This is a genomic window from Sphingomonas sp. BE123, from assembly GCF_031456015.1.
In the GTDB taxonomy this organism is placed as follows: Bacteria; Pseudomonadota; Alphaproteobacteria; order Sphingomonadales; family Sphingomonadaceae; genus Sphingomonas.
On the sequence record NZ_JAVDTW010000001.1, the window covers coordinates 751,446 to 764,718 of the forward strand.

The 13,273-nt window shown below is 67.2% G+C and carries 13 protein-coding genes and 2 riboswitches; of the genes, 11 read left to right on the plus strand and 2 right to left on the minus strand.

Features of this window, described 5'->3' with window-relative positions:
- Positions 1-24 precede the first annotated feature (24 nt).
- The 10 genes from J2Y54_RS03750 (at position 25) to J2Y54_RS03795 (ending at position 9,106) form a co-directional block, all read left to right on the plus strand.
- Positions 25-516, plus strand: a complete 492-nt coding sequence (locus J2Y54_RS03750) for a hypothetical protein (protein ID WP_310037027.1) — start codon at positions 25-27, stop codon at positions 514-516.
- Positions 513-1,328 carry a hypothetical protein gene (locus J2Y54_RS03755; protein ID WP_310037029.1) on the plus strand — a complete coding sequence of 272 codons (816 nt, stop codon included), beginning with the start codon at positions 513-515 and terminating at the stop codon, positions 1,326-1,328. Before J2Y54_RS03750 ends, J2Y54_RS03755 begins: the two co-directional genes overlap by 4 nt.
- Before the next feature lie 85 nt (positions 1,329-1,413).
- A complete protein-coding gene (locus J2Y54_RS03760; protein ID WP_310037031.1) occupies positions 1,414-2,316 on the plus strand; it encodes a hypothetical protein in 903 nt (300 codons plus the stop codon).
- Complete coding sequence (locus J2Y54_RS03765; RefSeq protein ID WP_310037032.1) at positions 2,291-2,554, plus strand: PqqD family protein; 264 nt, start codon at positions 2,291-2,293, stop codon at positions 2,552-2,554. Before J2Y54_RS03760 ends, J2Y54_RS03765 begins: the two co-directional genes overlap by 26 nt.
- Positions 2,551-3,447: a hypothetical protein gene (locus tag J2Y54_RS03770; RefSeq protein ID WP_310037034.1), complete on the plus strand. Its 897-nt coding sequence runs from the start codon at positions 2,551-2,553 to the stop codon at positions 3,445-3,447. Before J2Y54_RS03765 ends, J2Y54_RS03770 begins: the two co-directional genes overlap by 4 nt.
- Positions 3,448-3,537: 90 nt before the next feature.
- Positions 3,538-4,095, plus strand: coding sequence for a DUF1993 domain-containing protein (locus J2Y54_RS03775; RefSeq protein WP_310037035.1), 558 nt, complete (start codon positions 3,538-3,540; stop codon positions 4,093-4,095).
- 92 nt (positions 4,096-4,187) lie between these two features.
- Positions 4,188-4,408, plus strand: a riboswitch (cobalamin riboswitch).
- A 180-nt stretch (positions 4,409-4,588) separates the two neighbouring features.
- Positions 4,589-6,526 carry a TonB-dependent receptor domain-containing protein gene (locus J2Y54_RS03780; protein WP_310037036.1) on the plus strand — a complete coding sequence of 646 codons (1,938 nt, stop codon included), beginning with the start codon at positions 4,589-4,591 and terminating at the stop codon, positions 6,524-6,526.
- Positions 6,526-7,359: an ABC transporter substrate-binding protein gene (locus tag J2Y54_RS03785; protein WP_310037037.1), complete on the plus strand. Its 834-nt coding sequence runs from the start codon at positions 6,526-6,528 to the stop codon at positions 7,357-7,359. The genes J2Y54_RS03780 and J2Y54_RS03785 overlap by 1 nt, the downstream gene beginning before the upstream one ends.
- Positions 7,356-8,342, plus strand: a complete 987-nt coding sequence (locus tag J2Y54_RS03790; RefSeq protein WP_310037038.1) for an iron ABC transporter permease — start codon at positions 7,356-7,358, stop codon at positions 8,340-8,342. Before J2Y54_RS03785 ends, J2Y54_RS03790 begins: the two co-directional genes overlap by 4 nt.
- A complete protein-coding gene (locus J2Y54_RS03795) occupies positions 8,339-9,106 on the plus strand; it encodes an ABC transporter ATP-binding protein (RefSeq protein WP_310037040.1) in 768 nt (255 codons plus the stop codon). The genes J2Y54_RS03790 and J2Y54_RS03795 overlap by 4 nt, the downstream gene beginning before the upstream one ends.
- A gap of 161 nt (positions 9,107-9,267) precedes the next feature.
- Here J2Y54_RS03795 and J2Y54_RS03800 read toward each other — a convergent pair whose 3' ends face one another.
- Complete coding sequence (locus tag J2Y54_RS03800) at positions 9,268-9,834, minus strand: TMEM165/GDT1 family protein (RefSeq protein ID WP_310037041.1); 567 nt, start codon at positions 9,832-9,834, stop codon at positions 9,268-9,270.
- A gap of 12 nt (positions 9,835-9,846) precedes the next feature.
- Positions 9,847-10,036: riboswitch (yybP-ykoY riboswitch) on the minus strand.
- 91 nt (positions 10,037-10,127) lie between these two features.
- Here J2Y54_RS03800 and J2Y54_RS03805 point away from each other — a divergent pair.
- Positions 10,128-10,889: a class II aldolase/adducin family protein gene (locus J2Y54_RS03805; RefSeq protein WP_310037043.1), complete on the plus strand. Its 762-nt coding sequence runs from the start codon at positions 10,128-10,130 to the stop codon at positions 10,887-10,889.
- A gap of 414 nt (positions 10,890-11,303) precedes the next feature.
- On the opposite strand, the gene J2Y54_RS03810 is transcribed toward J2Y54_RS03805, so the two are convergent.
- Positions 11,304-13,214 (minus strand): acetyl/propionyl/methylcrotonyl-CoA carboxylase subunit alpha, encoded by a 1,911-nt coding sequence (locus J2Y54_RS03810; protein ID WP_310037045.1) that lies wholly within the window; start codon positions 13,212-13,214, stop codon positions 11,304-11,306.
- Between the last annotated feature and the right edge of the window lie 59 nt (positions 13,215-13,273).

The following is a 13,273-nucleotide window of genomic DNA, read 5'->3' on the forward strand; positions in this document are numbered from 1 at the left end:
ACGTCGTCACGGTGGGTCACGCACATGACTTTGGGTGAACTTGCGGTCGCGCTTGCAGCTGCCTGGCTCGGCCTGACCATCGTGGTTCAGTTCCGACCGCTCAGCCGCAAATTGCCAATGCTTGACCGGCTCGGGTTGCTGCCGCGCTGGCTGTTCTTCACTCAGGGCGTCGGCGGTTATTCCTTTACGCTCGAAGTGCGCGTGCGCGACGGAAGCGATGGGATTGGCGCGTGGACGTCAGTGCCACTCGCGCCACCCTGGCGCTGGTGGCATGCATTCTTCTACCCCGGCCACGCACAGGTTGGAGCGCTATGGCTTGCAGTCCATGCGCTGGCCAGCCGTGCCGAACGGGGCGATAGCGACGCGACGCTTGCCGGGACCCTGGCCTTCGCCGCGCTGCGGACGCATGTGCGGCAAGCGATGCCGAGTGGCGACCTGCAATTGGCGCTGTTGCGCAGCGACGCTGCGGACGCGCAGCCGCGCCGCGTGTTCCTGTCGGAGTTTGGCAGCGCGTGACCGCCGATCTGCTCAGCACGGCGCAGCCCTATCTCGCCGCCGCGCGTGTCGCGCTGGCGCTGTGGCTGATGCTTGCCAGCGCGCACTGGATCGTCGGTGCGCGCGTTTTCGGGGCGGCGGGGCTGCTGCCGTTCGCGCGGATGGCGGGCAGAAGGCTGCACCACCGGCTCCGTCGGCGCCTGACGATGCGGCTGTTGCAGCTCTGGATGGCGGCGCAGGTCGCGATTGCGGTCTGGCTGCTCTTTGCCGCGTCGCCATGGCTTGCCGTCGCCGGCCTGATCGCAGCGCTCGTCAGCCATGGCAGCTTCATCTGGCTGAATGGGGAGTATGTCGCGACCGGCGCCGACAAGATGGGGCTGATCGTGCTGGCAGGCACGGCGATCGCAACATCGGCGATCGCCATCGGCGACACCGCTTTGTTGTTGGCGGGATGCCTGGTCAGCGGCGGACAGCTGCTGATCTGTTACATGGTCGCCGGTTGGTCGAAACTCCGCCAGCCCGCATGGCGCAGTGGCGCGGAGCTGGCGGGCGTGATGGCGCATGCTTTGTGGGGCGCGCCATGGGCCGCAAGACTCGTCCGGTGGCGCGGCGTGGCGCTTGGCGCCAGTTGGGCGCTGATGCTGGGCGAAGCGCTGTTTCCGCTCGCACTGTTCGGCGGGGAGCCATGGTTGATCGCCGCGTTGGCGGCCATGTTCGGCTTCCATATCGCAACGGCGATCGTCATGCGCCTGACCCAGTTCCCCTGGGCCTTTGTGGCCGCATACCCCTCCGTGCTGCTGCTGGGGCATTTGGTCAGGGGCGCGCTCAGCTGATAGGAGATTTGCGCCTTTCCGCGCAGACGGTGTTCGCGACACCGCGCTTGCCCGGTCAGGCGGACCATGTCACGCAGCATCCGCTATGTCCCGGTCCATGACGCTATCGCCGCAGGGCGAGCCTGTGCTGGGCTGGGGCTTGGGGATTGTCAGCGCGCTCCCCATCCCCGGCGCTGTCGCGTGGCCGGGCCCCGATGCGGCAACGGACATCACGGTCATCGACGGCGGAGTCTGTGCGCCGACGCCGTGGCCTGCGATTTATCGTCGGGCAGACCCATGGCTGGAGTTCGCGCCCGCCGGAGTTGGGCGATTCCGGATCCGACGCGACACGGTTGTGGTCGAGCGCCATCCCCAAGCTGCCCCCGGCCTGGTCAGCGAACTGCTGATCGCCACCGCAATCCCGGCCCTGTTATGGTCGCGCGGGCTGTTCATGCTGCACGCTGCCGGGCTCGCGCTGATGCGGCACGAACGCTGCATCGCCATTGCCGGCCCCTCGGGCGCAGGCAAATCGACGCTGGCGCACTGGTTTCTGCAGCACGGCGCCCAGCTGGTCGGGGACGATACGCTGGCAGTTGAGACCATCGCCGACACGGCGCTGTGTCGCGGGCTACCCGGGGGCGTGTTCCTGGGTTCGCACGACGCCCGGCGCTTCGAGCCGCTTGGCGATGACCAGATCGCGACGGCCCGGGCAACACCGCTCGCCGCCATCGTCGTGCTTGCGCCGGGCGCGTCGCTGGCCATGCGCCGCCTCGCCCGGATCGAAGCCTTTGCCGCCGTCATGCGCAATCGCCACAGGCCGCGAGTCCCGGAATTGCTGGGCCTGCAGCAAGCGATGTTGGACGCGGCGAGCGCATTATGCCGGACTGCGCCGGTCTATGAGTTGCAGTTTGACAGCAATAGCCACGCGCCCCAAGAAGTTGCCGCGTTGATCTGCAGCACTTTTGATCGAGAAATGGGACGCGATGACCCGATATCAGCGGAACGATAACTGGATTGGATCGGAAGTAGATGACAGCATCGTCATGCTGAATATCGATTCCGGTGATTATGTCGTGCTCAATGAAACGGCACAGGCAATCTGGAACAGTCTCGCCACGCCCCGGACCGGATCGGAAGTGGTCGAGGCTCTGCTTGAGGAATATGCGGTCGAACGAACGGCTTGCGAAGCAAGCGTGAGCCGCACGCTGGACGAAATGTCGCGGATGCGGCTTGTCGATCCTGCGTGATCGCGCCGGCGGAGCATGGCGGTCGATGCTTCGGCACCGATTGGCGCTCCGACCTTGATCTAACCCTGTTCGACCGCGCAACACCGGTTATCGACCGTGGCGCAATCCGCGTCCGGCTGACCCCGACCGTGCAGGATCGCACGCTCCAGCGAATCAGTCCGCGGGTGGAACGCGCTGCGGACGGCTTTCGCCTGCGCTGGCAGGACGAGGCCATATTTGACGCCTATGCCGATGGACGGATCGAGGTCGTGCCGGGCGAACAGTGGCGCGGCACATTGCCGATCGCGTTTTACAGCACCGTCGCAGCGTTGCTGCTTGCCTCGCAAGGGCTACTCCCGATGCATATGTCCAGCGTGGTCATCGACGGCCATGCCTGGCTGATCGGAGGCGCCGGCGGCGCCGGAAAGTCCAGCCTGGCTGCCGAACTCGTTGCCGGTGGCGCGCAGTTTCTGGCCGACGATCTCACCGTCCTGCATCCGCAGCCGGAGCAGTTGCTGGCAGCGCGGGGCAGGCCTGCGATGCGTCTTTATCCCGCCATGGCGGAGCGCATCGACCATGACCTGGATCCGGCGATCGCGGACGATGATCGCGGCAAACGACTGATCCGTCCGCGCCATCGCGCTGCCGACGACCGCTATCCGATCGGCGGTATCGTGATCCTGAACGATGACGCGCCGACGCCGTCCAGCGGACCGGATAAGCTGCGCCTGCTGTCACAGAATATATTCCGCCCCCGCATCGTCCGCCAGATGCCGGCAATCGCAACGATTCATCGGCACTTGCTCAGCCTTGCACAGGTCCAAAATGTTGCGGTTCTGCCCCAGCCCGCGGGGCAGGGTCTGACGGACGCCGCCGTTCGCATGCGGCAGCTGTTCGCGATTGGCGAAGGCTGAACCAAGCGCCACCGCTTGGCTTCCGCGCACCGTCACTTGCCAAGCCGCCGGTGGTGCCCGACAAGCCCGACGTCTTTATTGGAGCGTATAATGACCCTGACCGACATGCTTGTGCCCAGCTACACCCAGATGCTGCGCGCGCTGGACAACTGGCTGGCCAAGGCGGCGGAGCACGGCAGCGGGGACGCGGTGATGGCGGCACGGCTTGCCCCTGACATGTTCCCGCTTGCGACCCAGATCCGCTTTGCCTGTGTCCAGGTGCAGGAGGGACTGTACCGCCTGCGCGGGGAAGCGTTCCCGCCATCGGTTGCCGCACTGCTCGACGAAGGGCGCCTCGGCGGCGAGCGACCCGGCACGATCACCGATGCGCGCGCGCGGATTGCCGAATCGCTGGCGCTGGTCGAGCGGATCGGAAGCGACATGCCTGCGATCGAGGCCGATGCACCGATCGCCCATGCGCTCCCGCAAGGCCTGGTCTTCGACCTGAGCGCGCAGCAATTCGTTCGCGACTGGGCACTCCCGCAATTCTATTTTCACGTGATGACCGCCTACGCCATTCTGCGTGCACACGGGGTTGCGCTCGGCAAGGTCGATTATGTGGCGCACATGTTCGCCTATCTCCGCCCAGGCACCGCACCAGGGGCCTGAGCCCAATCCCCACGTGATATAAAGAAATCCTTATATCGGACTTGCGGACCAACCGATCCGCGCATAGAGGCGGTCCGAGGCACGGATCGTCCGTGCTTCATGATCGCGCCGGTGCCCCGGAAGGGGCTTAAAACGGGAATGCGGTGCGGGCGAGACAATCGCCCAACTCCGCGGCTGTCCCTGCAACTGTAAGCGGCGAGCGCGATGCACCGGCTCCTTTCGGGGGAGCAGCCACTGGACATTTGTCTGGGAAGGCCGTGCATCAAGCCCTGACCCGCGAGCCAGGAGACCTGCCGACGCGTGGTCGCTCTTGCCTTGGTCCAGGGAATGGCCACGGCACGGTCCTCCGTCTGAGCGACGAACCAAGCGGCGGGGGCCGCGTCGGTGTCGTGCGTCAGGCGTTCATGCGCCCGGCTGGCGCGCGGCTGCCGGCCGTTCGGACTGGACGGCAGGCCCCTGCCCTCGTTGCACGGCGCCGGGGGTCAGTTTTCCCATGTTGAAGCTATTGTCCGTTTCCACGCTCGCCATCGCCGCGGCATCGCCCGCGTTCGCGCGAGACTCCGTCGTCACCGAAGACGCCAGCGAGACGGTGGTGGTCACCACATCGCGCTCGGGCGAAGCGGTTCCGGTCGATCAGGTCGGCGCGTCCGTCACCGTGATCGATGCACAGGCGCTCGAGCAGCGTCAGACGCGCACGCTTTCGGACGTGCTGCGCGATGTGCCCGGTGTTGCCGTCAATCGTACGATTGGCGGCCTGACCCAGATCCGCATCCGCGGGACCGAGGGCAACCACGTCCTTACGCTGATCGACGGCATCGAAGTGTCCGACGCCTTTCAGGGCGAGTATGATTTCAGCGGCCTGCTCGCCGACAGCGCGGGGCGGGTCGAGGTGCTGCGCGGCCAGCAAAGCTCGCTCTATGGCTCTGACGCGATCGGCGGCGTGATCCATTACCTCACGCTTTCGGGCCGCGAGGCACCGGGCTTCAGCGCGCGGATCGAGGGCGGTTCGTTCGGCACCGTCAGTGCCGCAGCACGCGCGGCGGGCGTGTCGGGCGACTTCGATTATGCACTCTCGGCGACCGGCTACCTCACCGACGGCACCCCCACCGCACGCGGCGGCACCCGCAATGTCGGATCGGAAAGCGGTGCACTGAGCGGCAAGTTCAACTGGACCCCGTCCGACAGCCTGATGCTGACGGGCGTGCTGCGCTATAGCGTCAGCGACTCCGATGCGAACGCCAGCGACGGCAACCCGGCCAGCCCGACCTTTGGCTACACGGTCGACACGCCCGGCATGCATCAGCGCAATCGCGGCCTTTACGGCCTGCTCAGCGCGCAGTTCAGTGCGCTCGACGGTCGCTGGACCACCAGCCTGTCCGGCCAGTTCGCCGACAGCGAGCGGACGATGTACCGCAACGAAGACGCCGTCGATTTCGGTAATATCGGCACGCGCTACAAGGGCTCGCTGGTTTCCAGCCTGCGCTTTGGCAGCGACGCGGTTACCCACCGCGTGACCGGCGCGGTCGATGTCGAGCGGGAAGAGTTCCGCAACACGACGCCCAGCACCGGATCGCCGTTCGACGCCTTTACCGGCAAGCGCAGCACCGACAATCTCGGCCTTGTCGCGCAATATGAACTCACCGCAGACGGCTTCGCGGCGGGTGCATCGGTGCGGCATGACGACAATAACCGGTTCGATGACGTCACGACCTGGCGCGTGCAGGGCAGCTACCGCCTGCCCACCGGTACCCGCGTGCGCGGTGCCTATGGCACGGGGGTCAAGAACCCGGGTTATTATGAGCTCTATGGCTATTCGGACGGGCGCTATATCGGCAACCCGAATTTGAAACCGGAAGAGTCCGAAGGCTGGGAAGCCGGGATCGAACAGAGCTTCGCGGGCGAGTCCATCACGTTCGGCGCGACCTACTTCGACTCCACGCTGAAGGGCGAGATTTACACCAGCTACCCCGCCCCGACCTTTGTCGCGACGCCGGCGAACCGCACGACCCTGTCCAAGCAGCATGGCGTCGAGCTGTTCGCGAGCGCGCGTCCGATTCCGCAGCTGCGGTTCGATGCGAGCTACACGCATCTGAATGCCAAGGAGAATGGGGTCGAGGAAGTGCGGCGTCCGGGCGACATCGCCAGCTTCAACGCGACCTATATCTCCAGCGACGAGCGGCTTTCGACCACGCTGACGGTGCGGCATAACGGGCGGATGACCGACGTTGCCTTTACCGACCCCAGCTATGTCCCGGTGCGGGTGTCGCTGAAGCCGTACACGCTGGTGAACTTCAATATCGCGTTCGACGTGGTGGAGAAGGTGCAACTGTTCGGCCGCGTCGAGAATCTGTTCGACGTCGACTATGAAGAGGTGTTCAGCTTCGCGACGCCCGGCATCGGCGCGTTCGCCGGCGTGCGCGTCAAGCTGTGATGCGCCGCGCCGGCATCGCGCTGGCGATCGCGGCACTGGCGCTGCCGGTTTCGGCCGGCAGCGCTCCGCCGCCCGCGCCCGCAAAGCTGCCGATGCGGGTGATGTCGATCAACCAGTGCACCGACCAGCTGGTGCTGATGCTGCTCCCGCCCGAGCGGATCGCGTCGGTGACCTGGCTGTCGCGCGATCCGCTGCTGTCGCTGATGGCTGCGCGGGCGCGCGGCGTCGCGGTCAATCGCGGCGAGATCGAGGATGTGGTGCGGCAGCAGCCGGACCTGATCGTCGCCGACAGCTTTGGCTCGGCGGCGACCCGTGCGGCACTGCGCCGCTTCGGCTTTCCGATGATCGAGGTGGCACAGCCGCAGAGCTTTGACGAGATCCGCGCGACGGTGCGCACACTCGCCGCGCGGCTCGGCGCGGTCGAGCGGGGCGAGGCGCTGATCGCGGGAATGGACGCGCGGCTTGCCGAGCTGGCGCGCCGCCCTGCCCTCGATCTGCGCGTTGCGTCATGGAGTGGCGACGGGCTCTCGCGCGGCGAAGGCGCGCTGTATGATGCGGTGCTCGACGCGGCGGGCGCGCGCAATGCGGCGAAGGAAGGCGTGGCGGGGACCGATGTCGAGGCGCTGCTGGCGCTGAACCCCGATATCCTGGTCGCGCCCGTCGGCGGCGTCGTCGGCCAGAGCTTGCGCGATCGGGTTGCGCGGCATCCGCTGGTGCGCAAGCGCTGGGCCGGGCGGCAGGTCAGCGTCAGCCCGCGCGCCTATATCTGCGGCACGCCGCTGATCGCCGAGGCAGCGGCCGATCTGCGTGCCCAGCTTGAGGCGGCGCGATGAGCGAGCGGTGGCTGATTCCCGTCCTGGTGCTCCTCACGCTGGTGCTGGGGCTGATCTCGCTCGGCATCGGGACGCTGGGGCTCGATTACGCCGGATGGCTGGGCGGCGAGACCAGTGGCGCGGCGCGGTTGACCGGCGTGGTCATCACCGAAATCCGCCTGCCACGGATGCTGCTCGGCGTGCTGACCGGGGCGATCCTTGGCCTGTCGGGCGCGGTATTGCAGGGGTTGCTGCGCAATCCGCTGGCCGAGCCGGGGCTGCTCGGCATTTCGGGCGGAGCATCGCTGGGTGCGGTGATCGCGATCTATTACGGGCTGGCCGCAGTGGCCCCGCTCGCCGCGCCGCTGGCTGGGTTGGCCGGAGCGATCGCGGCAGGGTTTGCGGCACTGCTGCTCGCGCGCGGTGGCGGCACGCTGGCGCTGATCCTTGCTGGAGCGGCGATCTCCAGCCTGGCGGGCGCGGGCATCAGCCTCGCGCTCAATCTCGCGCCCAATCCCTATGCGGCCTATGAGATCATGACCTGGCTGATGGGCTCGCTCGCCAATCGTGGGTGGGAGGAAATCCTGCTCGCCGCGCCGCTGATCGTGGTCGGCGGGGTCGCGCTGCTCGCCACCGCGCGGTCGCTCGATGCGCTGGCGCTGGGCGAGGTGCAGGCGGAAAGCCTTGGCGTCGATGTGCGGCGCACGCGGCTGCTGGCGTTGGCGGGCACCGGGCTGGGCGTTGGCGCGGCGACGGCAGTGGTCGGGACGATCGGCTTTATCGGGCTGGTCGCGCCGCATCTGGTGCGGCCCTTTGTAGGGCATCGGCCTGCCGCGACGTTGGTGCCGGCAGCGCTGGCAGGCGCGACGCTGCTGACTGCGGCGGACATCGCGACGCGGCTGATCCGGCTCGACAGCCCGATCCATCTCGGCGTGTTCACCGCTCTGGTCGGCGCGCCCTTCTTCCTGTGGCTGGTGCTGCGGATGCGGAGTCGGACGCCATGACCGCACTTAGCCTTCAAACGATCACGTTGAAGCGCGGCAGGCGGCTGGTGCTCGATGGCGTCGATGTTGCGTTTGCGGCGGGGCGGCTGACTGCCGTGATCGGCCCCAATGGTGCGGGCAAGTCGAGCATGCTCGAGGTCGCGGCGGGGCTGCTCAAGCCCGAGAGCGGCGAGGTGCGGCTGGGCGACACCCCCCTCTCCGCGCTGCGGCGGCAAGAGCTGGCGCGCCGGCGCGCCTATCTGCCCCAGCGCGTCGGGGTCGATTGGCCGATCAGCGTCGAGCGGGTGGTTGCGCTGGGCCTGCTGCCCCAGCTTCCGGCGTTCGGCGGACTGCCCGCGGCGTTGCTTCCCGCGATCGACCGCGCGCTGGTCGAATGCGACCTGCTCGCACTGCGCGACCGGCCTGCCACTGATTTGTCGGGAGGCGAGCTGGCCCGCGTGCTGCTCGCGCGCGCCATCGTCGGTGATCCCGAATTGCTGATCGTCGACGAGCCGACCGCCGATCTCGACCCGCGCCATGCGATCGACGCGATGCGGCGGTTGCGTGCGCGGGCCGATGCCGGGCGGACGGTGGTGATGGCGATCCATGATATCGACCTAGCCTTTCGCTTTGCCGATGACGTGGTCGCGGTATGCGAGGGGCGCATTCTCGCCGCCGGTCCTGCGCCCGAGGTGATGCGCGAGCCGACGCTGTCCGCGCTGTACGATGTGCAGGTGCGGATCGTCCGCGACGAATATGGGCCGACGATCCGGTTTCTGGATTAGCCAGTTCAAATCCTCCCCCGCTAGGGGGAGGTGGCACGCGCAGCGTGACGGAGGGGGAGGAAGCGATGCGCAAGAGGGTTGAGGACACAGCCGTCCTCCCCCTCCGTCGCCTTCGGCGCCACCTCCCCCTTGCGGGGGAGGATTAAAGGCTCCGCGCTGGATTAACCCCGCAGCGTCTGGACCAGCACCCAGATGCCGATCGCGAGGAACAGCAGCGCGGCGACGATCCGGACGGTGCGCATCGGCACGCGCTTGACCAGTTCGTTGCCGAGATAGACCGCAGGGACGTTGGCCAGCATCATGCCGAGCGTGGTGCCCGCCGTGACCCAGCCGACCTCGGCAAAGCGTGCGCCGAGCGCAACGGTGGCGATCTGGGTCTTGTCGCCCATTTCGACCAGGAAGAAGGCGATGGTGGTGGTCAGGAACGGCCCGAAGCGCGCGGGCTTGTCGTCCAGATCGTCGATCTTGTCGGGGACCAGGGTCCATGCCGCCATCGCGATGAAGGATGCGGCGATCACATAGCGGAACCAGTCGCCCTGCAGCAGCGCCGCGGCCTGTTGTCCCACCAGCGCCGCGAGGAAATGGTTGGCGAGCGTGGCGACAAGGATGCCCGCGACGATCGGCAAGGGCCGCTTGAACCGCGTCGCCAGCAGGATTGCGAGCAACTGCGTCTTGTCGCCGATTTCGGCGAGCGCGACCACGGCGGTGGAGGTGAAAAAGGCTTCCAAATCAACGTCTCCGGGCCGGGCGGATGCGAATTCCAACGACACCACACCCCTCCGCCCAGCCCGGACGGAAAGCATGGCGCCATTGGTCTCGCCCGAACGCCGCGTGATGCGGCAGCTCCCTTCGCGCCATGGTCTCTCGACCAAGTATGTTGACGCGGAGGCCCGTCGCTAGACGGCTGGCTACTCCCCAGATGACTGAGGCGGCCTCTAGCCGCTTCGCGCGCGGCTGGCAAGTTGCCCTGCCCCCGCCGCTCATGGCATACATACCGCAAGCACGAAAAATGGAGAGGATCATGGCCACCGCCGCTGTCGCACCCCGCACGATGTCCGATGCCGAGTGGGAGGCGCGCCAGCAGCTTGCCGCCGCCTATCGCGTGTTCGACCATCTCGGCTGGTCCGAGATGATCTACAACCACATCACGCTGAAGGTGCCGGGCGAGGATCACGCGTTTCTGATCAACCCGTTCGGGCTGCATTTCAGCGAGGTGAAGGCGTCGAACCTGGTCAAGATCGACATTGACGGCAACAAGCTCGACGACAGCCCCTATCCGGTCAACCGCGCGGGGTTCGTCCAGCATGCGGTGTTCCACCGGCATCTGCCCGACGTGCATTGCATCATGCACACGCATACGACTGCGGGGATGGCGGTGAGCAGCCTGGAGGGCGGGTTGCAGCCGATCAATTTCTACGCATGCAACTTTGCCGGGCAGATCGCCTATCATGATTTCGAGGGCGTGACGGTACGCGACGAGGAAGGCGCGCGGCTGGTCGCGAACCTTGGCGACAAGCGGATGTTGCTGCTGCGCAACCATGGCATTGTCGCGATGGGGCGGACGCTGCCCGAGGCGTTCATCAAGCACTGGTCGCTGCAGCGCGCATGCGAGATCCAGCTGGCGACGCTGTCGATGGGCAAGCCGCTGACGGTGCCGCCGGAGGTGGTCGCAGTGCATCAGCGCGACCTGCACATGGCGCAGGTGCCGGGCGGGCCTGGCGCGGCGGATTTTGCGGCGATGGTGCGGTTGGTGGATCGGGTGGACCGGACTTGGCGGGAATGAGGGGTGGCTGTGTACATTCTTCATTTCCGGTTGGTTTGTGAGAATGCAGTTTAGCCAAATAGGTTCTTGCAGGAAATGGGGCGAGCTGTGGCCCGCGGTTTTCTGCGGGTGGCGATTGGGCGCGAGGTGTTCGGGTCGCTTGGTCAGCGCGGCGGGGTGAGGCGGCGCGGGGTGGCTGGATCTGCGATGCGAACATGTCGCGGATGAACGCGCCGTCGGTGTCGGGCGGGGTGTGGCGTTTGCCGGGGGGAATGTCCTGCACGTGAAATCGAGCAGTTGATCAATCCTCCCCGGAACGGGGAGGTGGCAGCGCGGAGCGCTGACGGAGGGGGCCCAAGGGAACGGAGTCCCTTGCCTCGGACCCCCTCTACCATGCTGCGCATGGTCCCCCTCCCCGTTCCGGGGAGGATTTTTTCAGGCCTTCACCACCTTCACCAGCAGCGCGTCGACCTGAACCTGCGCGCCCGGCGTGGCGGACAGGGTTTCCACCGTGCCGTCGAACGGGGCGAGCAGGGCTTGTTCCATCTTCATCGCTTCGAGCACCAGCAGCTTTTGCCCGGCGGTGACCGCCTGCCCCTCAGCGACCTCGACCGAGACGATGCGGCCGGGCATCGGGGCGAGGATGGCACCGTCGCCGGCCGCGCCCCCTGCCCCGCCCTCGGCGCGCCACGCGCGGAACCACGCAGCCTCGCCATCGGCGAAGATCGTCATCTGGCGCGGGTCGGCGGAGAAGATGTTGTTGTAGAAATAGCGCCAGGACGGGGCGGCATAGTCGAGCAGGTCGACCTCGAACCGCTGGCCATGCTCGTCCATCACCGCGCCGCGGGCACGGGGTGCGGCGTTGAGGCGGAAGGCGGGTGCGATGGTGCGGGCGTCGCGCATCCGGCTGACGATATCGCCGAACACCCCCGCCCCGGCGTCACGCGCCATGTCGGCGCGGATGTCGGGGCCGGTCAGCAGCGCGGCTTCGTTGCGGGCGATGAAGCCGGTGTCGAGCTGCGCGCTGACGAACTCGGGATGGTCGAGGCAGCGCATGAGGAAGCCGGCATTGGTGCGCGTCGGCGCGATCGTCACCCCGCCGCACAGGGTCGCGAGCGCCTCCGCCGCTTCCTCGCGTGTGTTGCGATGGACGATCAGCTTGGCGATCATCGGGTCGTAGAAGGGCGTGACCACGCTGGTGCGATCGACCCCGGTGTCGATGCGGACGTCATCGACGAGGTGGTCGGGGTTGAGATCGAAGGTGGTGAAGGCGCCGGTCGAGGGCAGGAAGCCCTTGGCCGGATCCTCGGCATAGAGCCGTGCTTCCATCGCCCAGCCATGGATCGACAGCTGATCCTGCGTTTTCGGCACCGGCTCACCCGATGCGACGCGCAGCTGCCATTCGACCAGATCGACGCCGGTAATCGCCTCGGTCACCGGGTGTTCGACCTGAAGCCGGGTGTTCATTTCCATGAACCAGATGCGGTCGGCGCGCAGGCCTTCGGAGGCGTCGGCGATGAATTCGATCGTGCCGGCGCCGACATAATCGACCGCGCGGGCGGCCTTGACTGCGGCGTCGCACACGGCGGCGCGGGTTTCGGGGTCCATGCCGGGCGCGGGGGCTTCCTCGATCACCTTTTGGTGGCGGCGCTGGAGCGAGCAGTCGCGTTCGAACAGGTGGACGATGTTGCCGTGGCTGTCGCCGAACACCTGCACCTCGATATGCCGGGGCGCGAGGATGTATTTTTCGAGCAGGACCTGATCGTTGCCGAACGAGGACGCGGCCTCACGCTGGCAGCTGGCGAGCGCGTCGGCGAAGTCGGCGGCGGCGTCGACGCGGCGCATCCCCTTGCCCCCGCCGCCCGCGACCGCCTTGATCAGCACGGGGTAGCCGATGCGGTCGGCTTCGGATTGCAGGCGCTCGGGCGACTGGTCTTCGCCGAGATAGCCGGGGGTGACGGGGACTCGGGCGTCCTGCATCAGCTTCTTCGCCGCGTCCTTGAGGCCCATGGCGCGGATGCTGGCGGGGTTGGGGCCGACCCAGATGAGGCCGGCGGCCTGCACGGCTTCGGCGAACTCGGCATTTTCGGAGAGGAAGCCGTAGCCGGGATGGATCGCTTCGGCGCCGGTTTGCTTGGCGGCGGCGATGATGCGCTCGCCGACCAGGTAGGACTCGCGCGCGGGGGAGGCGCCGATATGCACGGCGGTGTCGGCGGAGCGGACGTGGAGCGCGTGGGCGTCGGCGTCGGAATAGACCGCGACGGTGCGAATGCCGAGCCTGCGCGCGGTGCGGATGATGCGGCAGGCGATCTCGCCGCGATTGGCGATGAGGAGGGAGGTGATCATGGCTCTTTCTCAGTTCCTCCCCGAGCTTGTCTCGGGGAGGGGGACCATGCGAAGCATGG

Coding starts and splice junctions, on each gene's coding strand:
- J2Y54_RS03785 (WP_310037037.1), top strand. CDS start 6,526: ATGCGCCGCGCCGGCATCGCGCTGGCGATCGCGGCACTGGCGCTGCCG.
- J2Y54_RS03750 (WP_310037027.1), top strand. CDS start 25: ATGACTTTGGGTGAACTTGCGGTCGCGCTTGCAGCTGCCTGGCTCGGC.
- J2Y54_RS03790 (WP_310037038.1), top strand. CDS start 7,356: ATGAGCGAGCGGTGGCTGATTCCCGTCCTGGTGCTCCTCACGCTGGTG.
- J2Y54_RS03780 (WP_310037036.1), top strand. CDS start 4,589: ATGTTGAAGCTATTGTCCGTTTCCACGCTCGCCATCGCCGCGGCATCG.
- J2Y54_RS03775 (WP_310037035.1), top strand. CDS start 3,538: ATGACCCTGACCGACATGCTTGTGCCCAGCTACACCCAGATGCTGCGC.
- J2Y54_RS03765 (WP_310037032.1), top strand. CDS start 2,291: ATGACCCGATATCAGCGGAACGATAACTGGATTGGATCGGAAGTAGAT.
- J2Y54_RS03805 (WP_310037043.1), top strand. CDS start 10,128: ATGGCCACCGCCGCTGTCGCACCCCGCACGATGTCCGATGCCGAGTGG.
- J2Y54_RS03810 (WP_310037045.1), bottom strand. CDS start 13,214: ATGATCACCTCCCTCCTCATCGCCAATCGCGGCGAGATCGCCTGCCGC.
- J2Y54_RS03795 (WP_310037040.1), top strand. CDS start 8,339: ATGACCGCACTTAGCCTTCAAACGATCACGTTGAAGCGCGGCAGGCGG.
- J2Y54_RS03760 (WP_310037031.1), top strand. CDS start 1,414: ATGTCCCGGTCCATGACGCTATCGCCGCAGGGCGAGCCTGTGCTGGGC.